Genomic DNA, 24337 nt, shown 5'->3' with positions numbered 1-24337 from the left:
GGAGATCTACACGCCCATTCCACGAGGCGGTGGACCGTCGGGCACGGCGTGCCCGACACAGTCGGCAGGTCTTCGGACTCGCGGGCACTCGATCGAGTTGGATCGAACCTACTGGCCGTCGCTTCCCAGGCGGATGCCCAGTGCACATGAACGGCGGTCGTTCCTGCTTACCGCTGCGGGACAGTCCCGGATTTTCACCGGGTTCCCTCTCACCCCGACAGCTTGCGCTGACGGAGCTTCGACGCCGGGACCGGTCTTCGGGGCTCCTCATGACCGTGCCGGGCGAACCAGCTGCATCGACCAGCATAAGGCCAACCCTCCCTGAACAGTCAAGGAGAGTCGGCGAAGGGCGCTATGCGCGTGACATGTAGGAATTCGAGTCCGGTGGTACGCGCGGAAGATTTTCGGAGGAACGTAGATTCTCCGCCATTTCGACAAGCAGATCCTGTGAAGACGGTGAGAGGTCGACGACACGGGAGGTGAGGTTCCGCAGGCGCACGTTGTGCAGCTGTTCGAGGAGGGAGAGGTCTGCCTCGCCACCTGAGATCGCGGGCGGAGTGTGATCGGACGGGGCGTAGAAGTAGTCCGGATGGACCTTGAAGAAGTGGGCGAGGGCGGCAACCACTTCGGGTGACGGATTGGTTCGGACGCCGGTGCGCAGTTGCGACAGGTACGGCGTCGAGATACGGCAGCCGAACTCGGTCATGCCGCGAACGACCATCGCGTTGGTGACGTGAAAGTCGGCAGTCTCGAACAGCGAGTTCAAGCGATCGTTGAACTGGTTCGACATGAGACGTCCCTTCCCCCGCTACGCACAGGCTCCGTCGGTTCAATTAACTGCATCATAGCCAGGTATCGAACGATTAGCTGTTTCGGATTCTCGCGAAGCGGTCGTTTGCAGGGAAAATCCCTAGGGTAGAAGGTCCCTACTTTGAGTGATCTGGACAAATCGCCATCACGAATCGAACGGCGAACTATTTGCCGGGGAAGGCTATTCCAGACGCGCGGATCAGAGCCAGCCGTTCGACTCGGCGATTCTGACGGCTTCCGCGCGCGTCGACGCACCCGTCTTACCCATCGCGGATGACAGATGATTTCGAACTGTCCCGGCAGACAGGAAGAGCGCCCCTGCGATGGCTGCCACGGGTGCGCCGTCGTGAGCGGCGCGCAGTACTTGGGTCTCACGCTCCGTCAGGGGCGACTCGCCGCTGACGAGGCTGTCGGCCGCAAGGGTGGGATCGACGACGCGCAGTCCGGCGTGGACACGCCTGACCGCGTCGGCAAGCTGCCTGGCGGGGGTGTCCTTGACGACGAACCCGCCGGCCCCGGCGTGCAGGGCTTTACGAAGAAATCCGGGACGGCCGAACGTGGTGACGATCAGAACCCGGGTGTCGGGCGCTGCCTCGCGAAGGGCCGCCGTCGCGGCGATTCCGTCCATGCCGGGCATCTCGACGTCCAGAAGCGCGACGTCCGGGCGGTGTTCGAGAACGGCGGACACCACCTCGTCGCCGCGACCGACCTCGGCCACCACGGACAGGTCGGATTCCAGATCGAGCAGCGCGGCCAAAGCTCCTCGCACGAGCGCCTGATCGTCCGCCAAGAGCAGCCGTATGGTTGCTCGATCGCCCTGGCTGTTCACTCTGTCTCCTGTTCGACTACCTGAAGTGCAAACCCCTGCGGCTGGGGATGAGTGATGATCACTCGTGCGCCCGACGCTCCGGCGCGCTCGCGCAATCCGATCAGACCGTTTCCGGAAGACGTCGACTCGGCCCCTCGTCCGTCGTCGACGACCGACGCACTATTCTCGTCGACCGTGATCCGGCAGTGGGTCGCACCGCTGTGTCGAACGACGTTGGTGACGCCCTCACGGATCGTCCATGCAAAGAGTTCCCGAAGACGCGTGGGAACCATGTCGGTGCTGCTCGGCACGTCGTCTTCGATACCTGCCGCACGCAAAGCCTCTCGCGCTCGGGCTATCTCGACGGGTAGCGAAATCCCACGAAATCCTTCGACGGCCGAGCGCACGTCTGCCAACGCGTCACGAGAAAGTCTTTCGAGGTCGTCGAGTTCGCTGCGTGCACGTTCGATATCGACATCGAGTAGGCGATTGGCCAGTTCGGCTTTGATCGTGATGACGGTCAGCGAGTGCCCGAGGATGTCGTGCAGATCGCGCGCCATCCTCGTTCGCTCCTCCATGATTGCCCGCTGCTCCTGCTCTTCGCGTTCATGGAGTATGGCGAAGTTGCGGCTGATCAGGGACATGATTCCCCAGGTCGCGAACGCGGCCGCGCAGACTCCGAGTGAGAGTCCGGAGTAGTTCCCCCATCCGGACGAGAGGCTGACTATCTCCACGGAGGCCGCGAACACCAAGGCGAGAATGCCGCCGGCGACGGTCGGCAACAGTGTCACCGCTGTCACCGCGAGGTACGGTGCTGCTGCCAAACCTGTCGGCCCGACGCTCACGATCATCACGGCGGCCAACGCGGTCAAGGCGGCCAAAGCCAGTGCAGCTTCGCGAATCGTCGGCCGAGTCATTGTCATTCGACGCCGCTGCTGCGTTGTGGCGAACGTGTAGAGATAGAGCGCACTGAAGGCGACCGTCGCGAGAATCCCTGTCCAGCCGCGCAGTTCGTCGCGCAGATTCCATCCCTCGATCAGCGGCCCGCCGAGAAATACCATCCAGACCGCCGCGAAGAGAACGCCGAAACGATTCCGCCGCGGGAGCGCGACGGAATCTTCTCGGTCAGTCGTTTGCGACAACTACACACGCTCCGTATCTCGTTGGAACCGCCAGATCGCTCCGCCGGCGAAGATGGCGAACCACACCAGGATATTGACGATCCAGGTCCAGTGAATGCTATTGCCCGTCAACGGTGCGTGGGCGAGGGCGTTGATGCCGAACATCGGGGTGAACTGTGCGATGGTCGCCCATACGGAACCGTCGGTGAGTGGTACGAAGAGTCCGCCGCCGAATGCGAGCAGAGCCAGTCCCGGTCCGAGCAACTGCATGACGTTCTCACTGGGGAGTAGGTACCCCATGAACAGGCCGAAGGCCGCGAAGATCGACGATCCCAGCCAGGCGATCAATGCCGTTGTGAACCAGAGTGATCCGTCCATCTGCGCCGAGGTGAACGCGCCGACGACGTAGACCACGAGAATCGAGACGAGACCGAGCAGCATCGCCATGATCAGTTTGACGGCGATGTAGGCGACCGGGGTCAGGGGAGTCAGCCGAAGTTGTCGGCTCCACCCGGACGCTCGTTCGATCGAGACCATCGCGCCGCCGCTGGTGGTGGCCAGCATCGCGCCGTACAGGGCCATGCTGATCATGATGTACGCGGCGACATTGCCGTGCCCGATCCCGTGGTCGTCGTCGCCTTGACCGAGACCGAAGACGAGGAAGAAGACAACCGGCATGACGAGCGTGAAGATCATCGTGCGCCGGTTGCGAGTCAGGCGACGAAATTCCAGTCGCAGTAGCGTCGTGTTGAATCCGCCGAGAGGTACGACGGTTCGCTCGGCTCCGTAAGTGTTCGCTTCGGTTGCAGTGGTCATCACTTCTGTCCTTCGGAGTTGTTCGACGTGAGTGCGATGAATGCGTCTTCGAGGCCACGCGAGACGATTTCGAGATCGCGAGCCTGCGTATTGGTCAACAGGAATCGTGCAACGGCATCGGTGTCACCCGAGTGCACGAGCAGCGACTCACCGCGCACCTCGACGGCGTCGGAGTTCGGTATGGCTCGCAGGAGTTCGTCGGTGATGCCTGGAACAGTCGCGCGCAGGGTGCGTCCGGACGCCATCGCCTTGACCTCGGCGGTGGTCCCGTCTGCGACCACGGTGCCTTGCCTGACCAGGATGATGCGGTCGGCGTAGACATCGGCCTCTTCGAGGTAGTGCGTCGCAAAAAGCACAGTGCGACCGTGATCTGCGTCGGCGCGGATGGCGGACCAAAAGTCCCGACGCCCTTCGACGTCCATGCCGGTGGTGGGCTCGTCGAGAATGAGCAATTGCGGGTTCGACAGCAACGCCATCGCAAATCGCAACCGCTGTTGTTGTCCGCCTGAGCATTTGCTGACCAGGCGATCGGAGATGTCGAGGATTCCGGCTCTCCCCAGCACTTCGTCGACCGGACGGGATTGGGAGTACAGGCTGGCGGTCAGCTGCACAGTCTCGGCAACCGTCAGCTCTTTCAGTAGTCCGCCGGTCTGCATGACTGCCGAGACGAGTCCGCGGGCAATAGCCGATCGAGGTGACATTCCGAAGACGCTCACCTCGCCTGACGTCGGCCGGGACAGGCCGAGGATCATGTCGATGGTTGTCGTCTTGCCTGCGCCGTTCGGGCCGAGGAACGCGACGATCTCGCCGGGGCGGATGCTCAGGTCGATACCTTTGACGGCGTCGACGGTTCCGAAACTCTTGCGAAGTCCGGTCAACCGGACGGCGTCGTGTGCCGATCCTTCAGTGAGTGTGTGCAGTGCCTGTGGTGAATGCCGTGCCTGTGTTGAGGTCATACATAGAATCTGCTCGCTTCGAGGTCGTGATCCCTCGTCCGTCCGTCATTCTTCTGCCATGACATTTGTCATCGGGTCGGCCGGTATCTGTTTCGGTGCAACCTGACCGAGGCGCGCGAAGACCAACCCCGCGATGATTGCTGCGCCACCTACAGCTTGGAGTGCGGTGACGGATTCCCCGACCAGGATCCACGCGGCGACGACCGCGCACAGCACTTCGGTCAGCGCTACCAGAGACCCGATTGTCGGCCCCAGCAGTGTGATCGCGGCGATGCCGGTGAGATAGGCAATGACAGTGCTGACCAGGACCAGGACCACCACCGGCAGCCACACGTTCGCCGAATGGTCTGCCACGACGGCGTTCGAGGCCGAGAACTGGAGGGGGAGGACGCCTACGAGTCCGAGCGCGCCGATGACCACTGCACTGACCGTGAGCCCCGATGCCGCGAGCACAACAGGATGGAGATCACCGTCCGCACGTTCGGAAATGACGAAATAGACTGCAAGGCATGCCGCGGCGGCCAGTCCCCAGGCGACTCCGACGGCACTGATCTCTGCCGATCCGAAGACGTCGATCACCACGGCGGCGCCGATCAAGGCCACCGCCGCACCGAGAAGCGTCTGCACGCTCGGACGCGCGCCCTTGGTTATCCACACCCACCCGATGACGATGATCGGTGCAAGGTACTCGAGAAGCAATGCGACGCCGACCGAAAGATGTTGCACGGCATTGAAGAAGCACAGTTGAACGCCCGAGATCGCGAACACCCCGTACAGCAGTACCGTTCGCGTGTGGGTGCTCACCTGTCGTAGGCGAGGCCATTGGGTGGCTACGGCGATCACCATCATCACCAGTGCGCCGCCGGCAACGCGCGCGAACACTGCGCCGCCGGGGGACCACCCTGATTCGATGAGAGATTTCGCGAACGGGCCCGATACGCCGAACGTTGCCGCGGACAGCAGAGCGAAGATCAAGCCGTTGCGAGAGTTCACGTCGTCACCCGTCAGGAGTAAAAGCGATTACGATGCTGACATTAGGTTGATACGGCTCAGGAGTCAAAGTGCATTTTGCTGGTGACACGGAATCGGCGCTCGTCTTCGCCGCGTCGTTGGTCAACACGGCCCGCGGCGGGGCCGAACTGCTTCCGGATCAAGAGGAGCTGACACGGTTTCTCGACGCGGATCGCTGGACCGGCAGGCGGGACGGCACACCGGAGGAATTGACGGCGGTTCGTGCGCTGCGTCCACGACTGCGAAAGTTCTGGGAAGCCGCGGGAGTGGACGACGCCGTCGAGGTGGTGAACACACTGCTACTCGAATCGGGCGCGAGGCCGCGGCTCACCAGGCACGATGATCTCGGCTGGCACCTGCACGTCACCGCTGACGATTCGCCACTGGTGGACCGGATGGCCGCAGAAGCGGCGATGGGTGTGCTCGATCTGATCCGAACCGACGAATTCTCGAGGTTGCGATGGTGCGAGTCCCCGGACTGCGAAGCGGTCTTCGTGGATTTGTCGCGCAATCGTTCGAAGCGATACTGCGACACCGGGAACTGTGGGAACAGGGCGCACGTCGCCGCCTATCGTGCCCGTAAATCCGGGGCGTGACCAAGCGGCGTTCGGAGGGATAGAACCAGGCTGAGTGAATACCTTGTCGGGAGCCAGGATCGGTCTAGCGTTGTGAATTCGGAACAGATTTCGCGAAGCCAGGAGGATGGTCGGTGGCCGATCGTAGGCGTCCACTCAAGACGGTGACCGGTGTCAGCGGGGCGGTGAGTATCTACGACGCCGCGATCGATCCGACGACTTCGACGGTCGCGTCCGCGATCGACGTCGCAAAGACGGCCGAGGCGAACAAGATCGACGGACTGTTTGCCGCCGACCTGCTGAGTTTCGGTGCTCAGGGCGCGATCGGTGCGCAGGAGCCGTTGATCTTCCTTGCCGCGCTGAGTGCGGTCACCACCCATGTGGGGCTCATCGCCACCGTCACGACGACGTTTCATCACCCATTCAACCTGGCACGGTTGTTCGGCACCCTGGACCACGTCAGCAATGGTCGAGCCGCATGGAATGCCGTCACATCCTCACTCGGAGAAGAGAACTACAGCGACCTGGACCTACCGAGTCCGGAGGAGCGGTACGCTCGAGCGGCCGAATCGCTCGAGGTGGTCAGCGCGCTCTTCGACAGCTGGAAGCCCGGCGCCTTGATCCAGGCAGAGGGCTCTGCGGTGCTAGATCCGTCGAGGGTGGTCCCCATCGAGCACCGAGGCAAGTACTTCACCGTGCAGGGGCCGTTGAACATTCCATCCCTGCCGCAGCGTCGTCCGGTCCAATTCCAGGCAGGCCAATCTGCCGGAGGTATCGAACTGGGTGCTCGCTTCGCCGAGGTCGTATTCACTTCTCTCGCAACCTTCGAGGACGCGGTCACCTACACGAAGACGATCCGCGCCAGGGCGGCAGAGTTGGGGCGTGGGGACGAACTGCCACTGATTTTCAGCTCGTTCCACGCAACGTACGGCGCTACCGAAGCCGAAGTCGAACGATTGGTCAGAGAAGCCGAGGAATCGACGGACTTCGACGCCGGACGCACCAGGCTTGCCGACATGTTCGGCGGCGGCGTGGATTTCTCGGAATTGCCGCTGGATCGGCCGATCCCGGAGTCGTTGTTGCCGGACCCGTCGTCGGTGAATCGACGACGGGGCCGGGTCGAGATCTTCGGCAAGCTCGCATCACAAGGAAAGACTCTGCGTGAGTTGATCATCGCGTCCAAGGACACCGGCCACTGGGCAGCGGCGGGCACCCCGGAACAGCTCGCGGACGCGATCGAGGAACGATACGACGCGGGCGTACTCGACGTCATCACGCTCGGTGACCTTGCCGATCCGCGTACACGCGATTTCGTCACGAACGGGCTGCTGCCGGAGCTGCGCAAGCGCGGAATCGTGGGATCCGACTACGTCGGCGGTACCTTTCGCGAAAACCTCGAGTTGCCACCGCTGCCACCGGTTTCCGGTGTCTAGTTGTTGGAAGCGAGTGAGCGCATGAAGAACATGAGGTTGGCCGGTCTTTCCGCCAGGCGACGCATGAAGTAGCCGTACCACTGGCTGCCGTAGGGAACGTAGACCCGCAGGTGATTGCCTTCGGCTACCAATCTGCGTTGTTCGCCGTCGCGGATGCCGAAGAGCATCTGGAACTCGAAATCCTCGGCTGTCCGCTCGGTCAGTGTGGCGAGTCCGAGGGCGGCGTCGATCATGGTGGGATCGTGGGAGGCCACCATCGGGTATCCGTCACCTTCCATCAAGACCTTCAGGCAACGCACGTACGACGCGTCGACTTCGGCGGCCTTTTGGAACGCGACGCCGGCCGGTTCCTTGTATGCACCCTTGCACAGCCGAATTCGTGAACCTGATCCGGAGAAGTCCCGGCAGTCGGCCTCGGTGCGGTGTAGATACGCCTGCAGGACCGTGCCGAGCGTCGGGAAGTCGCGGCGCAACTCTTCGACGATGGACAGTGTCGAGTCGGTGGTGGTGTGATCCTCCGCATCGACGGTGACCCACGCGCCCACTTCGTCTGCCGCTGTGACGATTCGGTGAGCGTTCGCCAGGGCGATCTTCTCGCCGTCACCGGGAAGTGACTGCCCCAACGCGGAGAGCTTGAGCGAAACCTCCAGGGAGTGTTGCGTCCCGGCAATCTCGGAAAGCGTTGCGTACGAGCGGAGAAGGGAGAGATAGGCATCGACGGTAGCTGTTGCCTGAGCCGGATCGGTGGTGTCCTCGCCGAGGTAGTCGACCGTCACGAACCGGCCACTGGTGAGGATGTCGCGCACCGCTGACATCGCTGCGGGTTCCGCGTCCCCGGCGACGAACCTGTCTACAAGCTTGCGGGTCAAGGTCATCCCGGAGACTGTCTTCTCCAGTCGCGACGAGCGTGCCGCCGCGAGGAGCACCGGGCGCAGTGGGTTGCTCAGCGAGACGGCACTCATCAACGGTTCTCGCTCTCGGCTGGATCGACGTCCTGGTGGGGGTAACGATGATCGGTGGGAGGAACGAAGGTTTCCTTGACGGTGCGTGTCGACGCCCAACGGAGCAGATTCTGCGGCGAACCGGCCTTGTCGTTGGTACCGGAAGCCCGCGCACCTCCGAAGGGTTGTTGTCCGACAACCGCTCCCGTCGGCTTGTCGTTGACGTAGAAGTTTCCGGCGGCGAACCGCAGACCACGATGAGCTTGATCGACGGCCGCACGGTCGGTGGCGATCACGGCGCCGGTCAGGGCGTAAGCGGATCCGCTGTCGACGCGCGCGAGGATGTCGGCGTAGGCATTCGGTGCGGAGTCGTCGTAGACGTGAAGCGAAAGGATGGGACCGAAATACTCGGTGCTGAAGGCTTCGTCGCTCGGGTCGTCACCGAGTAGGACCGTCGGTGAGATGAAGAATCCTTCGCGGTCGTCGTAGTCGCCGCCTGCTGCGATGGTGAGGCTGCTGGTCGACTTGGCGCGGACGATCGCGGCGGCGTTTCGGTCGAACGAACGTTGGTCGATGACGGCGCCGCCGAAGTTCGTCAGGTCGGTGACGTCTCCGTACTTCAGCGACGACACAGTGTCGATGAACGTGTCGCCCATCTTGGCCCACACCGACTTCGGGATGAACGCCCGTGATGCGGCCGAACATTTCTGGCCCTGGTAGTCGAAGGCCCCGCGAATCAATGCCGTCGTGAGTACGTCCGGGTCAGCGGAACTGTGTGCGAGTACAAAATCTTTGCCGCCGGTTTCGCCGACGAGACGCGGATACGTCCGGTAGTTCGAGATGTTGGCTCCGACCTCACGCCACAAACGCTGGAACGTTGCGGTGGATCCGGTGAAGTGGATACCCGCCAGTCGGGGGTCGGCAAGCGCGACCTCGGACACCAAGGGGCCGTCGCCGAGAACAAGATTGATCACCCCAGGCGGGAGGCCGGCGGCTTCGAGTAGTTGCATCGTCAGGTACGCCGCGACGGCCTGCGTCGGTGACGGCTTCCAGATCACGGTGTTGCCCATCAGGGCCGGTGCGGTGGGGAGATTTCCGGCGATGGCGGTGAAATTGAAGGGAGTGATCGCGTAGACAAAACCTTCGAGTGGACGATATTCGACGCGATTCCACACTCCCGGAGCGGAAACGGGTTGGTCGGCGAGTATCTGACGTGCGAACGCGACGTTGAAACGCCAGAAGTCGATCAGTTCGCAGGGCGCGTCGATCTCGGCCTGGTATGCGGTCTTCGACTGGCCGAGCATTGTTGCGGCGGCGATGGTTTCGCGCCACGGGCCGGAAAGTAGATCGGCGGCGCGGAGGAAGACCGCAGCGCGGTCGTCGAACGAGAGGTCGCGCCAGGCCGGGGCGGCGAGTGTAGCGGCGTCGATGGCATCACGAACGTCCGAGTGGGTTGCGCCCGCAAACGATCCGATGACCGAACTGTGACGGTGTGGTTGAACTACGTTCTGTCGCTTACCTTCCGCAGTTCGGTGGATGCCGCCGATGACCTGCCTGATGTCGGTCGGCGATTCGGCCAGTTCGGTCAGTTTCGTACGGAGGCGCGATCGTTCCGGGCTTCCCGGCGCGTAATTGTTCACCGGTTCGTTGGCTGGGTGGGGGACATTGGTAACGGCGTCCATGACGATCCTTCGGCAGACTCAGGAGTGGGCAGTTGTCGTGTCGTGAACCAGTCAAGTCGAAAGACGTCGGCGAGTAATCCGCTGAGCGGCCAAACATCGGTGTCCGTGTTTGTCCGATCGGCTGAACCGTTTTCGCAGGAAAATGCACTATTCTCGAAGTTGAGGCGTTGCGACGGTCCGGAGAGTGGGTGGTACGTGTCTATCCGTGGGGTCAGGCTCGACGCGGTCCTTCGGGCGCTGGGCGGAGCTTTTGTCGAGCTCGTCCTCGCGCCGTCAGGTGATGACGTCTTCGTCGACTCCGTGGTGTTCGCAGAGGTCGGGGACCTCACACGCCCCAGAACCGCGGCCGTCGAATCCTCTGAGCTCTGGCTCGCTGTCGGTATCGGCGCAGCCGAATTGGCGGCCTGGCTGAACCGCCTCGATCAGAAGGGATCAGCGCCTCGGGCCGTCATGTCGAAGGAGGCCTCGGACACGTCGGTGCGTGCGGCGGCACAGCGCGCCGGAATCGCCTTGATAGCGGTCCATCCGGATGCTCGTTGGGATCGATTGTTCACGACCATCCGGGGCGTGCTCGATCATTCGGTGTCCCGACAGGATTCGGACGACATCGTATTCGGTAGTGACACAGACTTGTTCGAGCTGGCGCAGAACGTCGCCGCAATCACGCGGGGGATGGTCAGCATCGAGGACGAGCATTCCCACGTCTTGGCCTATTCGGCATCGGGAGATGCTGCGGACGAGCTACGTCGGCAATCAATCCTCGGCCGCGAAGGACCTCGCGAATACCTCCGAAAGCTACAGGAGTGGGGCGTCTTCGAGAGCCTGCGGCGAAGTGACGACGTAGTGGAGGTGCCCGCTCACGACGACCTTGCGATCAGGCGACGGTTGGTGGTTCCGATTCGGAGAATATCCGACAATGTCAAGGGGGAGAGCGGTTTCAGCTCTGATCTTCTCGGCACGATCTGGGTGCAGGAAGGCCCGGTTCCCATTGCCGGCGATGCCGACAGCGTGCTCCGCGGTGCCGCGGCCGTTGCTGCTCGGCTGATTTCGCGCATCCGAGACGCGCCGAGTAACGAGGCGATACAGATTCAGCGGTTGCTCGGGGTTCGCGGCGGCGGTGTCGACGTTCCTTCGCTCGCGGCCTCGTTGACCATCCCGATGTCCGGACCGGCGATGGTGGTCGGAGTGGCGAGTATCGGAAACGGTGGGCTGCCGTCTTCGGGCGAACTCGTGTCGTCTTTGCGACTGCACGCCAGCGCCTTTCAGCGTGAATCGCTGGTGAGTACCGTCGGCACCCGGATCTATGTGCTGTTTCCGCGAACCCAATCCGTGAAATCCACAGTCTCGTGGACCCGCGAAGTTGTCGCGCGTTTGGACAAGGTGTCGCCTTCGGGGCTACGGGCCGCGGTCTCGTCGCCGGTTTCGACGCTTGCGGAGGTGGCCCAGGCTCGGGCCGAAGTGGATCGGGTCTTGGACGGAACGTCGGGGGATGTTCGTGTGACCACCCTCGCGGACTCGCGCACACCGGTGCTGCTGGGCGAAATCATGGACACCATTGCGGCCGACGAGCAACTGCACGATCCGAGAGTCGACGCCCTGGACGTCTACGACAGACGCAACGGGTCGAACATGCGCGAAAGCATCTCCGTTTACCTCGCACATTCGGGCGATGTCCGACGTGCATCCGAGCAGCTTCGGATTCACCCGAACACCCTCAGGTATCGGATCAAGAGGGTCGAGGAGATCACGGATACCGACCTCTCCGAGCCGTCGGCCAGGCTGTTGATGGAGATTCAGTTGGCGGCGTCTGCTCGGGCAGTGAGTTCGCCGAACCTGTCGGACCCCAGCAGTACTCTTCGCGAATGATCGACTCAGCGAAGGTGCCAGGCGCAGCGCGCGCGTATTTCGACGGCGGCGACGTCCGCGGCGTTTTCACCGAAGACGCAGTGGTTCGTGACGACGGCCGGACGTATGTCGGGATCGAAGAAATCGTGGCGTGGAAGTCGGCCGTGTCGACGGCGTTCACCTTCACCCAGAAGATCGAGTCGGTCAACACCCCAGGCTCGGCCGTTGTCGTGTCGGTGAAGGTCGAGGGTGATTTTCCCGGAAGCCCCGTCCAGTTACATCACCATTTCACTCTCGACGGTGATCGGATTTCCGCTCTCACGGTGTGCCCCTGATGCCCACCGCTGACGAACTGCTCGGGAAATCCGTCGTCGCCGATCTGGCAGGCTGTCTAGAGCGAGCCTCCGGTCACACACGCCTCGCCCTCGTTCGGGGTAGTACATCCGAATTCGACGGTATGAGTCTCGGCGAACGTACGCGCGTTGTGCGGGACGCGATGACTGCCGAACTGCCTCAGGATCTTCCGGCCTTCGCCGAGATCATCCGCCGTGCGCTTTCAGAAGAGACCTTCACCGGTTGGATGATCTGGCCGGTGACCGAAGCCGTCGCCGTCACGGCGACACGAAGTGGCTCCGAGTCGGATTTCGACGAGGGAATGGCTCTGCTTGCCGAGTTGACGTCGCGTCTGACGGCCGAATTCGCAATTCGCTCATTTCTCGAAACGAACCTTGACCGTTCGCTGGCGATCGCACTCACCTGGACCGGCCATGAAGACGAACACGTCCGGCGCTTGGCGACCGAAGGCACTCGTACTCGTTTGCCCTGGGGAAGACGAGTGAAAGAATTGACGGCGCGTCCCGAGTCGACAATCGTCATTCTCGACGAGCTGTATCGGGATGATTCGGAATATGTACGACGTTCGGTCGCAAACCATCTCAACGATCTCAGTCGTGCTGACGCTGCGCTCGCAGTATCGACTGCGAAGCGTTGGCTGCAGACACCGGATTCCAACACACTGAAAATCGTCAAACATGCATTGCGGACGTTGATCAAGGCCGGCGATCCAGATGCTCTGTCCCTCTTGGGGTTCTCGCCGCCCACCGACGTCGTGCTCGAGGGGTTCGTCATCGACCGCGAAACAGTTCATGCGGGTGGAGAACTCACCTTCGACTTCGCCGTCACGAACAACGGCAGCGAGTCCGTCACCGTCGTGATCGATTACATCGTCCACCACGTGAAGGCCAACGGGACCACGACGCCCAAGGTCTTCAAACTGACAACACGAACGCTGGAACCCGGGGTGCCGGCCCGTATCGCGAAGAGGCATTCCTTCAAACCGATCAGCACCCGGAAGTACTACGCCGGCGAACATGCCGTCGAGGTGCAGATCAACGGCGTACGCCAGGTGCGAGGTGTATTCCGTTTGGACGTGTGAGGAGATCCGGCCTAGACGCGGAGACCGGCAAATATCGGGATCGGGGCTATGCGGACCGTCGTCCAGATCAACACGAGTGTCAAGATCACAGCCGGTGACCAGCGCAACTGATGCCAGAGCATGACGGGTCTTCCACGGGTGCGGGCGGTCGTCCACGAGACGTACGTGAACGCCAGTGCAAGCAGCATCACGAGGCCAAAGGCATTGAAACGCATCGCTGCACCGAAATCGCCGTGGATGAGGCTGTACACCATCCGAGTGCTACCGCAACCGGGACAATTGACGTTGAACAGCGCTTTGGTCGGACAAACGGGAATGACCCCACCAGGTGTGGTGGGGTCACTCCAGGAGATGAAGGCGCACAGCGCAATTGCCGTGAACGCAACTGCCGCTGGCGCCTTCAGTGCGGCGAGTCGTGATATGTCATCGTTCTCGGTGTCACCACAATTCGGTGTCATTGCAGTTCGGTGTTTGGCCGTCGATCAGTGTCGCCGGTCGGCGTCGGCGGTCACAGGGAACTCGATCCGGCAAGGACGACGACAAAAAGGAAGTACAGAACAGCGACGGCAACACCTGCGCCGACTGACCACAAGGCGAACTTCTTGGCATCGTCAGCTGATTTTCGCGCAGCGTCGAACTGACCTTGCGCCCACAAAGTGTTGACCTGGCTTGATTTGACGATCGAGACGATGCCGAGCGGGAGGCAGCAGAACACTGTCACGAGAATCGCCCAGACCAGATTGTTGTCCGGCGGAGGGCCGACCGGTTGTTGCTGGCCGTAGTACGGGTTCTGCGTCATTGGTCACCTAGCGTTCGGAGAAACAGGGCGTTCGGAGAAACACCCTCTGACGTGCGAAGAGCACGGGCAGGTGACAACATAATCCGTTTCCGAGTGAGTCAGTATCGACTGTTCGTATGACAGAGAATCCGGTTGATTTCTGATTCGGAAGGCGATCCCGAAGACGTCAGCGCATGACCTGTACCTGCTCGGCGATGTCAGCGGCCAGGGCCATCGCAGTCAGAGCGAGGCCGTTGTTGAGGTCGTATCGCAGATGCCCGACATGGCCGTCCTGGACAGCGCGGACTCGTTTCCACGTGGGCGACTCGGCTTCCACAGCGTCGGGGTTCTGTAGCAAGACGAAGTCGGCCTGGTCGAAGATCGCAAGCTCCTCGAGGCTGTAGAAAGTCGAATCCTTCCGATCAGGTGCGGCATGGGCAGCGTCGGTCAAGACGTTCAAGCCGAGGTCCTGCGCAACCGAGACGGCGAACGTGTTGTTCTGCAGCCAGATCTGACCGCTGTCTGCGCCGGCGATCGCAATCGACTTGCCTTCGAGGAGACCACCGATCTTGGCCCGCGCTTGCGCAAGTTCGGCGTTGTATCGGGCGATGACGCGTTCGGCGACTTCGCGGCGATCGAGAGCCGTGAGCTGCGCGGTCATGGCCTGCTTCCACGACGAGCCCGTCGTGCCCTCGTCGACGACGAGCACCGGTGCGATGTCAGTGCCGAGCAGGCCCTTGTCCTGGTAGTAATTCCACCAGCCTTTCCCGACGACCAAAAGATCGGGGTCGTGGCTCAGTATCGATTCGGCATTCGGTTCGTTGTTCGTCCCACCGAGGCGAGCCGCGCCGGCGGGTACCTGGCGCATGAGTTGAGACTTAGGATCCCAATTGGTCGCGACGATCGGGTACTCGGCAAGTAGTGCAAAATCGAGGGCGCCTCGAGCTTCGAGCACCACGACGCGCTTGGGGTCCCGCGGGAGGCGGTAGGCCTGGTCCGCGACGACGATGTCGACCCACTCGTCGGAGGCTTCGGTGCCGCTGGATTCGCCCGAACATGCAGAGAGTGCGCCTAGTGTACCGAGCGCCGCCGCACCGGCCAGGAATCCGCGTCGTGTCAAGGAATCGATCAGACGGGTGAACTCGCCGTCCACATCTCTTGTCGACTGCAAGGGGGTATCGGTCGCAAAAGGGGACACCGTCGGGTGGAAGGTTTCGGTCGATTCGATCACAGGCATGAGAAGGCGCAGCTCCATCTGATGTTCCGGGCATTGGCAGGTGCCTGACCAACGTATTCGAATTCCGTAGCCGGAGCCTTGCTCGAAAGCGCCAATCGCTCAGCGGATTTGGCCATTCGTCACGGATTCGTGCCACGGGACGCTCCCCTCGGATTCGGCTCGTCGTGGAGGGGCGCGCCCATCTGATCCGAACTCGAGGTATCGTGGCCGACATGCAGCGCGTCTATTTCTGGTTTAGCAGGCCGGCCCCGGGTGGGCCTGCCGGCGTAACCACGCGCTGACAACCTCCACCCAAGAGCCGGACTACAGACCGGCTCGCTGGAGTTTCTCTTCATCTCTGGGGTCGGCCTGAGAACAGGAAACCGAAAACCCCATGACTGTCACCATCGACACCACCACAGCTTCGGACAGCCTCGACGATCAGCGCACTGTGAGTATCAGTCCGCTCGTGTCACCGGCGACTGTTCGTGCTCAGCACGCTCCGGACGAGGTCGCCGCCGCCACTGTGCGCACCGGTCGGGCCGACACCATCAACATCCTCAACGGTGACGACGATCGTTTGATCGTCGTAGTCGGTCCGTGCTCTGTGCACGATCCGGAAGCGGCGATGGACTACGCCCGCCGGTTGGCCGCCAAGGCCGACGAACTGCGGGACGATCTGCACATCGTCATGCGCGTCTACTTCGAAAAGCCGCGCACCACACTCGGGTGGAAGGGCCTGCTCAACGATCCCCACCTCGACGGCACGTTCGACATCAACACCGGGCTCGGTATCGGCCGCAAGTTGCTTCTCGACGTGTCGAGCCTGGGCCTGCCTGTCGGCTGCGAGTTCCTTGATCCGATCATGCCTCAGTACATTGCCGACCTGGTCAGCTACGGTGCGATCGGCGCCCGGACCGCCGCCAGTCAGGTTCACCGTCAGCTGTGCAGCGCGCTGTCCATGCCCGTCGGTATCAAGAACTCCACCGAAGGTGATGTGCAGGTAGCCGTCGACGGCACCCGCGCCGCGGCAGCGAGCCACGTGTTCCCCGGAACGGACCTCGACGGCCAGGCTGCCTTGATCCGTACCGCGGGCAACCCCGACTGCCATGTCATTCTTCGTGGCGGTAGCGACGGACCGAACTACGATGCCGAGACAGTCGCGGACACCCTTGCCCGCCTGCGTAAGTCGAACCTGCCCGAGCGCGTGGTCATCGACGCGAGCCACGGTAACAGCAGCAAGGACCATGAGCGTCAGGTCATCGTGCTCGACGACATTGCCCGACGTCTGACCGAGGGCGAGCAGGGAATCGCCGGCGTCATGTTGGAGAGTTTCATCGAGGCCGGCCGTCAGGACCTGACCTTGGGCAAGGCGGACGAGCTCACCTACGGCCAGTCGATCACCGACGCGTGCATCGACTGGTCCACCACCGCAGCGCAGTTGGATCGTCTGGCGCAGGCCGTTGCGGCTCGGAGGGGCTGACGCCCCCGTGCGCCTTTTTGGTAGCGCCAACTACCAAAAAGGCGCACAGGGCCGCTAGGCCAACACTTCTCGCGTGGCCTCGACCAGGCGCTCCAGCCAGGCGTCGGTGCCGACGGCGCGGCGCAGTGGCTCGTTGGGCAGTTCGATGCTGACCGGCAGTCCGGCAGGCAAAGTCGACCAGATGTCGGCCAGGGCTATGCCGCCGGTGCCGGGCACCAGACGCTCCTCGCGGGCCTGACGGATCAGCTCTGCGTCCCCAGTGGGAGCGGGGGTCGAACCGTCGCACATCTGGGCGTAGTGCAACCACTCGCGAGGGATGGACGCAAGATCCTCGAGCGTTGTCGCCGAGCGGTCGGTGTGCAATGCGTCGACCAGGACACTACGAGCCGGACCGTCTGCCGCCGAGACGATCTCGATGGCCGCACGTGCATCGGGCACCGCAGTCCACGGCATGAACTCGAGGGAAGCGACGATGCCGTAGTTCGCGCACAGTTCCGCGAGGCGTGCATAGGAGTCCGTGAGCCGAGCGCGGTCGCGGTCGTCGCCGCCCACCAGAACGGCTTTGGCTCCGAGCTGTGCGCCCGCTTCGAGCAACGGAACGTAGTCGGTGGGGTCGAAGTCGGCTGCAAGACGGATGATTTCGAGGTCGAATACCTCGACCGGTGAATCGCCCAGTCGACGCACCAGCTCGTCCAACGACTGCTTGTCCTCGTGCAGAGGGTAGGCCGTCGTACCTGGTGCCGCTGGCATCAGACGGATACCGATGGTGTCGAAGCCGTGCTTTTCAGCCAAGGCGACGTGCTGCATCGGTGCGGTGTCGAGCACTGTGAGGGCTGCCAGTCCAAGTGAGAGTGTCATGCGTGCGCTCCAACTGTCTCGGCTCCGGCCAGTTCCCGGCCGGCCAGGTAACCGAATGTCATGGCCGGTCCGAGGTTGATGCCCCCGGACGGGTAGTGCCCGCCCATCACGCTCGCCTGATCGACGCCGACGGCGAGCAACCCCTCGATGGGGCGGTCGTTGTCGTCGAGCACATGCGACGACGAGTCCGTGACCAGTCCGGCGAAGGTGCCGAAACTCCCTGGCACGACTTTCACCGCGTAGTACGGACCCTTCTGCAAGGGCGCGAGCGACGGGTTCGGCCACGGATTGGAAGCATCTCCGGAACCTCGGTTGAACGGTGTTGTACCGCGACCGAACTCGGGGTCTTCACCGGCCACGGCCCCGATATTGAAAGCTGCGACGGTTTTCTCCAACTGCACGGGGTCGACGCCGATCTTCTCGGCCAAGTCCCGAAGAGTGCGCCCACGCGTGAGGTACCCCGAGCGCAGGTACGGCTGGATCGGGATCGGCAAGGGCTTCGCCATGCCCAGCGGGAGGTATCGCACATACTGTTGATCGGCAATCAACCACGAGCACACCTCTTCGCCCTCGGGAACCTGCTCGACCATCACGAGTGTGTAGTCGTGATAGCCGAGTGCTTCGTTGACAAACCGCTTGCCGTTCGCGAGAACTCCGATGACACCGGGCTTTCCGCGATCGAGGATGTGCGGGAACACACCTTCCTTGCCGTTGCGGTAGCGAACGATGGAGACGGGGCAGTACGCGACGGGGGAGGCGAGGGTGCGGTCGAGTCGGCCGCCCACGGATTCGCCGAGGGTGATGCCGTCGCCGGTGGTTGTCTTCGGGGTGAGCGACCAGTGCTCGTTGCCGGTGGGGGTGCGCGGGAACAGTTCGCGTCGTCGGTCGATGTCCTGGGCGAAGCCGCCGGTGGCGAGTACGACACCACGTCGGGCAGTTACCGAGTACGCGCCGTCCGGACTTTCGAGGCGGACGCCGACAACGCGGCCGTCGTCATCGGTCTGCAACGCGGTCGCGGACGTCTTCACCCGAAACTCGACGCCCAGATCGAGTGCCGAGCGCAGCATCATGCCGACAAGCGCGGTGCCGTTGACGAGTTGCTGGCCACGACGCTTGGTGGCGAGATCGAACATGTGCTTTGTCACCCGAACACCACAGTGCACAAATGCTTTCGGCGATCGAGTCGAGTGCAGGAATGCCTGCAGGTCGGGCCCGGCCATGATGCCCATGCCGAGGAATGACGTCTCGTACAACTGTCGACGTAGCAGCGCCGCGACGTCGGGTCCGAGCTTTCGCAAGCTCACCGGTTTCGGTCCGACGGAACGATGACCCGTGCCGGCTCCCGGTGTGTCACCGTGAATATCGGCGATCTTGGCTCCGGGAACAAACTTCAGCGCTGTCTTGCGTTCGAAGAACTCGACCATCTCCGGTGCACCGTCGAGAAGAGCATCAACCTTGGCGGCGTCGAAGTTGTCGCCGAGTCGGTTTTCCAGATACGTCCGCGGTGCCGAGCGATCCTCGACAACCCCGTCGGCGATGGCAAACATGTTGCGTGGGGTCCACATCCACCCGCCCGACCAGGCCGTTGCGCCGCCGCAGGTGTCGGCCTTCTCGACAACGAGTACCGACGCGCCGCCATGTGCTGCGGCAATTGCTGTGGAAAGCCCGCCTGCGCCGGAGCCCACGACAACCACGTCGTAGGTGAGGGGGGTACTGCTACTCATTTCTGCTCCTTGGCAGTTGTTGCGAGGGTCGGTGTCGATGTCAGCTCGACAACCTTGCCCGTTCGTGACGATTCGTAGATTGCGGCGATGATGGCAAGTGATGCGCGGGCGTCCCGGCCGGTGACGGCGGGTTCACGCCCGGTCAGGACCGCGTCGGCGAAGTCCTGAACCTGCAGGGTGTGGAAGTCGGTCAGTGCCGCATTGACCGCGCCCACATCGAGATTCGCATCGATGTCCGCGGAGTACGGCGACCGGAACTCCACTTCGCCTGGCACCGTCCAGATTTCGTTGACACCCTCGTGCCCTTCAGGAAATTCGAGGACGCTGGCAATGGCGCCGGTGCGCCCGATCACCGTCACGCGGTTACCCAGATTGTGATTGGCACCGGTAGTCGCGGTGACGGTGGCGGTGCCGCCCGAGGCAAAGGAGATCACAGCTGACGCGCTGTCTTCGGTCTCGATGTGCGCACCGTGGGTGTGGGTGCGGATGAAGCCGCTGACCGAGACGGCCTCGCCCATGAACCAGGCCAGCATGTCGATCTGGTGCACGGCCTGTGTCATGAGCACGCCACCGCCGTCGGTGTCCCAGCGTCCACGCCAGGCGTCGGCCGCGTAGTAACTCGACGGGCGATGCAGGATCACCGACGCCTCACCGAGCATGGGTAGTCCGATCCGCCCGTCGTCGATGGCGTCGCGGATCCGACGTGCTGCCGGCCAGAATCGGCGTTGGAAGAGCACCCCGAACGTGATACCGGCGCGGTCGGCGGCCTCGATCATGCGGTCGGCGGCAGCAACATCGACTGCGATGGGCTTCTCGCACAAAACATGTACACCCGCTTCGGCAGCGGCCACGACTACCTCTTCATGTACCGGGTGCGGCGTGCAAACGGTGCAGGCGTCGAGTCCGAGGGCGAGAAGTTGCTCCACTGAACTCACGGCTGCGGGAATGCCGTGCGCTGCCGCGAACTCCTGGGCGCGTCCGAGATCGGGATCGCAGCAGCCGATCACCTCGACACCGGGGACTTGTTGCAGCGCGCGGGCATGGTTGCCGGCGATCTTGCCGCAGCCGACGATTCCGACTTTCAACGTCATCAGAAATGTTCCTCTGCTTCGACGTCCCGCGCGGCAGACTCGCCGCGGTCGAGACTGTTCAGTGCTTCGATGTCCTCGCTGGTGAGGGTGACGTCGAGTGCTGCCAGGTTCTCGGCCTGACGCGTCGGGTTCGCTGATCGCGCGACCGGAACCACACCCTGCGCGACGTGCCAAGCGAGGACCACTTGAGCTGGTGTGCAACCGATTCGACCGGCGATCTCGCTCACAACGGCGTTGTCGAGCACGTCACCCCGGCCGAGCGGACTCCACGACTGAGTGAAGATGCCAAGTTCGTCGTTTGCGCGGCGAACCGGGATCCGAGCGAGCGACGGGTCCATCTGAATCTGGTTGACTGCCGGTGCCTCGCCGGTTTCGGCGACGACGCGGCGCAGGTGGAGCTCCAGGAAGTTCGACACACCCACGTACCGAACCAGTCCGGCGTCGCGGCAGGCCAGCATCGACTCGAACGACGCGACATAGCGATCGATTCGCGGGAGTGGCCAGTGGATCAGGAACAGATCCAGCTGGTCGAGTCCCAGTAGTTCCAGACTCTGCTCGAGGGCGCCCCGAATGTCGCCGGAAACCTGGTCGTTGCCACGAAGTTTGGTGGTGACGAACAGTTCTTCTCGCGGCACACCTGATTCCGCCAGCGCCACACCGACTGCGCCCTCGTTGCCGTAGATCGCGGCGGTGTCGATGAGGCGGTACCCGGCCTCGATGCCGGAGAGAACCGAGTTCGTGGCGTCGGCACCGACCAGGGGCCAGGTTCCGAGTCCAATGGGCGGCAATGCAGTTGCCACGGGTGTGGCTGCCTGTGTGGTCATGCGTGAACCTCCTGACGTGCCGCAGCGGCGGCGGTGATCGCGACGGCAACGTCGGCTGCGGTCACGAGTGCGGCATGGATGGACCCGCCGTCACCGCTCGCGTCGCCGACGGTATGTACTCCGAGTCGTGGTGCCAGTGAACGGAGTTCGGCAAGAAGTTCCGAACGCGGCTCGACGCCTTGCGAGATCAGCAGTTCGCCGGGAGCATCGACCTCGCTCAGCACACCGGCCGTCGAAATCGTGACGCGGTCAGCGGCGACTGTGGTGACGATCGAGCTGAGGTAGGTCGTGAGGTTCTCACTTGCGGCCAGGCGCGGCAGCAGCACGATCTTTCCGCGGCGTCCGACGTCGTGCGCGATGGTTTCCTGCGGGCCGATCATCACGACCTGGGTGCCCTTCTGAAGGAGATCGTCGGCGACGGCCGCAGCCTCACGGTCGGCGCCGAAGATGGTGACAGCGGCAGGAGCTGGATCGCCGGAGACGAGGAATTCGCGGACGTCGCGAACGGTACGGGTTGCTGCTCCGGGGAGATCGACCACGGGGCCGACGCCGCCGGCGGCAAGAACTATGGCGTCGAAATCGACACCGGAGAGCAAAGCAGCATCTACCCGGGTCGAGGTGTGGCAGTGGACCCCGAGTTCAGCCAGTTCCGCGGCGTACCAGTCCACGATCCGTCCATATTCGGGATACTCGTGAAGCTTCGATGCCAGAGCGAAGTCGCCACCGAGGCTGGGTCGCTCGTCGTACAGGTCGACGCGGTGACCGGCAAGTGCGAGGTCGCGGGCAGCGGCCATTCCCGACGGCCCGGCACCGATGACGGCGACCCGCACGGTGGCATCAGCCGGCTTGGTAGGCTGATCCAATTCGCGGCCGACCCACGGGTTGACGGAGCAGGGAATGGGGCCGGCGGCCAGGCTGTCGATGCAGTAGTTGCAGGCAATGCAAGGGCGGTACCGGCCACCGTCGATGGCGCGATTCGGGAAGTCCGGATCTGCGTGCAGCGTACGAGCCATGCTGACGAAGTTCGCCTGCCCGGATTCGATGATCCGCGCAGCGATCTCCGGCGACGTGATGCGTCCGGCCACTCCCACCGGGATGTCGAAGTCGCGCTGGTACTGCTCGGAGTACGGCGCGAGGAGACCGCGCGACCATTCACCGGGCTGGATGATCCACTGTCCCGCTTCGTAGTTGCCGGCCGAGACGTCGAGGAAATCGAGTCGGTCGGTGTCGATGGCGCCGATGCGAGCGCGAGTCATCTCGGCGTCGAGTCCGCCGTCGATGCCTTCGAAGGCTGAGAATCGGAGTCCCAGAGTGATTCCCGGTGCGTGCTCGTGGACGGAGGCGATGACCTTGTTGACGAACAAGGTGGGGTCGGCCCACTCGTCGTCGCGGTGATTGTAAGCAGGGGAGAGGAACTGGTGGATCAGATACCCGTGGCCACCGTGCAGGGAGATGACGTCGACGCCGGCCTGCTGGCAGCGTGCCGCGGCTTCACCGAAACATTCGATGATGTGCTCGATGTCGTCGCCGTCGAGTTGTTCTGGCATCTCGCCGCCGACAACCAAACACGGAATCGGTGTCGGGGCAACGGGAACAAACCCGCTGACAGAACCTTGCGCCGTACGTCCACCGTGGTTGAGTTCGACTCCGACGAGGGCGCCGTGAGCGTGGATCGCGTCGGCCATCTTCTTGATGCCGGGAATCCGTTCGTCGACGTCGACGCCCATCTGCCGGATGCGACCCTTGCCGTCGGCGCGCACGTAGCTTGCTTCGGTGAAGATCAGTGCAGCACCACCTTCGGCGCGGCGAGCGAGGTACGCGATGTACTCGTCCGTCATAGTGCCGTCGACTTCGCAGTAGTTGCGTTCCATCGGGGCGGACACGAACCGGTTCCGGAGGCGGACGCTGCCCATGTCGAGAGGTTCGGCGAACGGCGCAGTCACATTCATCAGTGCTCCTGGTACTTCGCGAGAAAGTAGGTGTTCGGTTGTGCTCATGCGCATGCCGTCTCGGAGAGCAGCTCGCTCAGATGGCTGCGCATGCGATCCGTATCGGCTTCGACACCAGTCAGGAGTGTGAAGGTGTCAGAGGCTTGAGCCACCAGCATCTGCCCACCGTCGAGAACTGCGCATCCGAGAGTAGCTGCAGCGTCGAGCAATTCGGTGCGCATCGGTCGATAAACGATGTCAGCGACCCACAATCCGGAATGCAACGCCGCAGGGTCGAAGGGAGTTCCGGGGTGACCCACCATGCCGATCGGAGATGCGTTGACGACGCCGTCGCACGTCGTCAGGTTGACGGCGATCTCATCGATCGCCAAAGCCGTTGTGCGCGTGACAGGAAAGGCCGAGGCGACGCGAGAACACACATCGGCAGCGCGATCGGGATCAATATCTGCGATGCGAAGATCCGTCGTACCGGCGGCGGCGAGTGCGTACGCCACGGCGGAACCCGCCCCGCCAGCCCCGGCAAGCACCACTCGGTCCAAGGCGGCGTCGGGCAAACCGCGCTGCAGTGCTGTGAGGAATCCGCTGTGGTCTGTGTTGTGGCCGATCAGAAGGCCGTTGTGGACGACAATCGTGTTGACAGCACCGAGCAGTCGGGCATTGTCGGACAGTTCGTCGAGTGCGTCCACGACAACCTGCTTGCACGGATGGGTGATGTTCAGTCCGGTGAAGCCCGCTGCGACGGCGCTCCGAACCACCTCGCCGGTCTTTTCGACCGAGACCGTCAGGTTCTCGAGGTCTACCAGTTCGTAGCTGTAATCGTCGAGTCCGAGTGCTGATGCTTCGTGCGAATGCAGCGCCGGCGAGAGGGAAGTCGAGATCCCCGACCCGACAAGGCCGATTCGGTGACGTGTGAATTCGGTAGTCATGACATTCTCCTGCATAAGTGGGGACGGCCCCTCGCGGCAATTCAGCGCGAGGGGC

23 protein-coding genes and 1 riboswitch are annotated in these 24337 nt (G+C 63.0%); of the genes, 6 read left to right on the top strand and 17 right to left on the bottom strand.

The annotated features are described in order from the left end of the window. Positions 1–46 precede the first annotated feature (46 nt). Positions 47–271: riboswitch (cobalamin riboswitch) on the bottom strand. An 81-nt stretch (positions 272–352) separates the two neighbouring features. The 6 genes from AOT96_RS03765 to AOT96_RS03740 all read right to left on the bottom strand — a co-directional run bounded on the left by AOT96_RS03765 (position 353) and on the right by AOT96_RS03740 (position 5504). Beyond that, entirely contained in the window at positions 353–790 is a 438-nt protein-coding gene (locus AOT96_RS03765; RefSeq protein WP_003940179.1) for a helix-turn-helix domain-containing protein, read from the bottom strand. Between the two features lie 219 nt (positions 791–1009). Then, positions 1010–1639, bottom strand: coding sequence for a response regulator transcription factor (locus AOT96_RS03760; protein ID WP_003940330.1), 630 nt, complete (start codon positions 1637–1639; stop codon positions 1010–1012). Beyond that, on the bottom strand, positions 1636–2760 hold the full coding sequence (locus AOT96_RS03755; RefSeq protein ID WP_050654751.1) for a sensor histidine kinase: 1125 nt from the start codon (positions 2758–2760) through the stop codon (positions 1636–1638). The genes AOT96_RS03760 and AOT96_RS03755 overlap by 4 nt, the downstream gene beginning before the upstream one ends. Next, positions 2761–3555, bottom strand: a complete 795-nt coding sequence (locus AOT96_RS03750; RefSeq protein ID WP_019745005.1) for an ABC transporter permease — start codon at positions 3553–3555, stop codon at positions 2761–2763. It lies immediately after the preceding gene. Beyond that, the gene (locus AOT96_RS03745; protein WP_003940598.1) at positions 3555–4511 is read right to left on the bottom strand and encodes an ABC transporter ATP-binding protein; all 957 of its coding nucleotides are present in this window, start codon (positions 4509–4511) and stop codon (positions 3555–3557) included. The genes AOT96_RS03750 and AOT96_RS03745 overlap by 1 nt, the downstream gene beginning before the upstream one ends. A 45-nt stretch (positions 4512–4556) precedes the next feature. Next, positions 4557–5504, bottom strand: coding sequence for an EamA family transporter (locus tag AOT96_RS03740; RefSeq protein WP_065351314.1), 948 nt, complete (start codon positions 5502–5504; stop codon positions 4557–4559). A 68-nt stretch (positions 5505–5572) separates the two neighbouring features. Between AOT96_RS03740 and AOT96_RS03735 the strand changes: the two genes are divergently transcribed. Next, on the top strand, positions 5573–6118 hold the full coding sequence (locus tag AOT96_RS03735; RefSeq protein ID WP_065351313.1) for a CGNR zinc finger domain-containing protein: 546 nt from the start codon (positions 5573–5575) through the stop codon (positions 6116–6118). Between the two features lie 113 nt (positions 6119–6231). Beyond that, positions 6232–7530 (top strand): NtaA/DmoA family FMN-dependent monooxygenase, encoded by a 1299-nt coding sequence (locus tag AOT96_RS03730; protein WP_065351312.1) that lies wholly within the window; start codon positions 6232–6234, stop codon positions 7528–7530. On the opposite strand, the gene AOT96_RS03725 is transcribed toward AOT96_RS03730, so the two are convergent. Together AOT96_RS03725 and pruA are read right to left on the bottom strand one after the other, a co-directional pair. Further along, complete coding sequence (locus AOT96_RS03725; protein WP_065351311.1) at positions 7527–8492, bottom strand: proline dehydrogenase family protein; 966 nt, start codon at positions 8490–8492, stop codon at positions 7527–7529. The two genes, AOT96_RS03730 and AOT96_RS03725, sit on opposite strands and share 4 nt — an antisense overlap. Continuing rightward, positions 8492–10153, bottom strand: coding sequence for an L-glutamate gamma-semialdehyde dehydrogenase (pruA, locus tag AOT96_RS03720; protein WP_065351310.1), 1662 nt, complete (start codon positions 10151–10153; stop codon positions 8492–8494). The genes AOT96_RS03725 and pruA overlap by 1 nt, the downstream gene beginning before the upstream one ends. 195 nt (positions 10154–10348) lie before the next feature. Between pruA and AOT96_RS03715 the strand changes: the two genes are divergently transcribed. The 3 genes from AOT96_RS03715 to AOT96_RS03705 are packed head-to-tail and all read left to right on the top strand — an operon-like array spanning position 10349 to position 13433. Next, positions 10349–12019 carry a PucR family transcriptional regulator gene (locus AOT96_RS03715; RefSeq protein ID WP_065351309.1) on the top strand — a complete coding sequence of 557 codons (1671 nt, stop codon included), beginning with the start codon at positions 10349–10351 and terminating at the stop codon, positions 12017–12019. Continuing rightward, positions 12016–12333 (top strand): nuclear transport factor 2 family protein, encoded by a 318-nt coding sequence (locus tag AOT96_RS03710; protein WP_007733586.1) that lies wholly within the window; start codon positions 12016–12018, stop codon positions 12331–12333. The genes AOT96_RS03715 and AOT96_RS03710 overlap by 4 nt, the downstream gene beginning before the upstream one ends. Then, on the top strand, positions 12333–13433 hold the full coding sequence (locus AOT96_RS03705) for a DNA alkylation repair protein (protein ID WP_065351308.1): 1101 nt from the start codon (positions 12333–12335) through the stop codon (positions 13431–13433). The genes AOT96_RS03710 and AOT96_RS03705 overlap by 1 nt, the downstream gene beginning before the upstream one ends. Before the next feature lie 11 nt (positions 13434–13444). Here AOT96_RS03705 and AOT96_RS03700 read toward each other — a convergent pair whose 3' ends face one another. From AOT96_RS03700 to AOT96_RS03690, 3 genes are all read right to left on the bottom strand, one after another. Next, positions 13445–13891: a DUF2752 domain-containing protein gene (locus AOT96_RS03700; RefSeq protein WP_047270995.1), complete on the bottom strand. Its 447-nt coding sequence runs from the start codon at positions 13889–13891 to the stop codon at positions 13445–13447. A 50-nt stretch (positions 13892–13941) separates the two neighbouring features. Next, a complete protein-coding gene (locus tag AOT96_RS03695; RefSeq protein ID WP_003940575.1) occupies positions 13942–14232 on the bottom strand; it encodes a CD225/dispanin family protein in 291 nt (96 codons plus the stop codon). A gap of 166 nt (positions 14233–14398) precedes the next feature. Further along, on the bottom strand, positions 14399–15448 hold the full coding sequence (locus tag AOT96_RS03690; protein ID WP_065352758.1) for an ABC transporter substrate-binding protein: 1050 nt from the start codon (positions 15446–15448) through the stop codon (positions 14399–14401). A 373-nt stretch (positions 15449–15821) separates the two neighbouring features. Between AOT96_RS03690 and AOT96_RS03685 the strand changes: the two genes are divergently transcribed. Further along, a complete protein-coding gene (locus AOT96_RS03685; protein ID WP_030535319.1) occupies positions 15822–16910 on the top strand; it encodes a 3-deoxy-7-phosphoheptulonate synthase in 1089 nt (362 codons plus the stop codon). 54 nt (positions 16911–16964) lie between these two features. Here the strand turns inward: AOT96_RS03685 and AOT96_RS03680 are convergent, their stop codons facing one another. The 6 genes from AOT96_RS03680 to AOT96_RS03655 are packed head-to-tail and all read right to left on the bottom strand — an operon-like array spanning position 16965 to position 24282. Then, entirely contained in the window at positions 16965–17768 is an 804-nt protein-coding gene (locus tag AOT96_RS03680) for a sugar phosphate isomerase/epimerase family protein (protein WP_054825533.1), read from the bottom strand. Continuing rightward, positions 17765–19492: an FAD-dependent oxidoreductase gene (locus AOT96_RS03675; protein ID WP_065351307.1), complete on the bottom strand. Its 1728-nt coding sequence runs from the start codon at positions 19490–19492 to the stop codon at positions 17765–17767. Before AOT96_RS03675 ends, AOT96_RS03680 begins: the two co-directional genes overlap by 4 nt. Beyond that, entirely contained in the window at positions 19489–20583 is a 1095-nt protein-coding gene (locus tag AOT96_RS03670) for a Gfo/Idh/MocA family protein (protein WP_065351306.1), read from the bottom strand. Before AOT96_RS03670 ends, AOT96_RS03675 begins: the two co-directional genes overlap by 4 nt. After that, entirely contained in the window at positions 20583–21407 is an 825-nt protein-coding gene (locus AOT96_RS03665) for an aldo/keto reductase (RefSeq protein WP_042921744.1), read from the bottom strand. The genes AOT96_RS03670 and AOT96_RS03665 overlap by 1 nt, the downstream gene beginning before the upstream one ends. Next, on the bottom strand, positions 21404–23356 hold the full coding sequence (locus AOT96_RS03660) for an oxidoreductase (protein WP_042451270.1): 1953 nt from the start codon (positions 23354–23356) through the stop codon (positions 21404–21406). The genes AOT96_RS03665 and AOT96_RS03660 overlap by 4 nt, the downstream gene beginning before the upstream one ends. A 44-nt stretch (positions 23357–23400) precedes the next feature. Then, entirely contained in the window at positions 23401–24282 is an 882-nt protein-coding gene (locus tag AOT96_RS03655) for a shikimate dehydrogenase (RefSeq protein ID WP_065352757.1), read from the bottom strand. Positions 24283–24337 lie beyond the last annotated feature (55 nt).

It is taken from the genome of Rhodococcus sp. 008, from assembly GCF_001682295.1.
In the GTDB taxonomy this organism is placed as follows: Bacteria; Actinomycetota; Actinomycetes; order Mycobacteriales; family Mycobacteriaceae; genus Rhodococcus_F; species Rhodococcus_F qingshengii.
The sequence above is the reverse complement of the archived record's forward strand: the minus strand, read 5'-3'. Positions and strand labels throughout refer to the sequence as shown.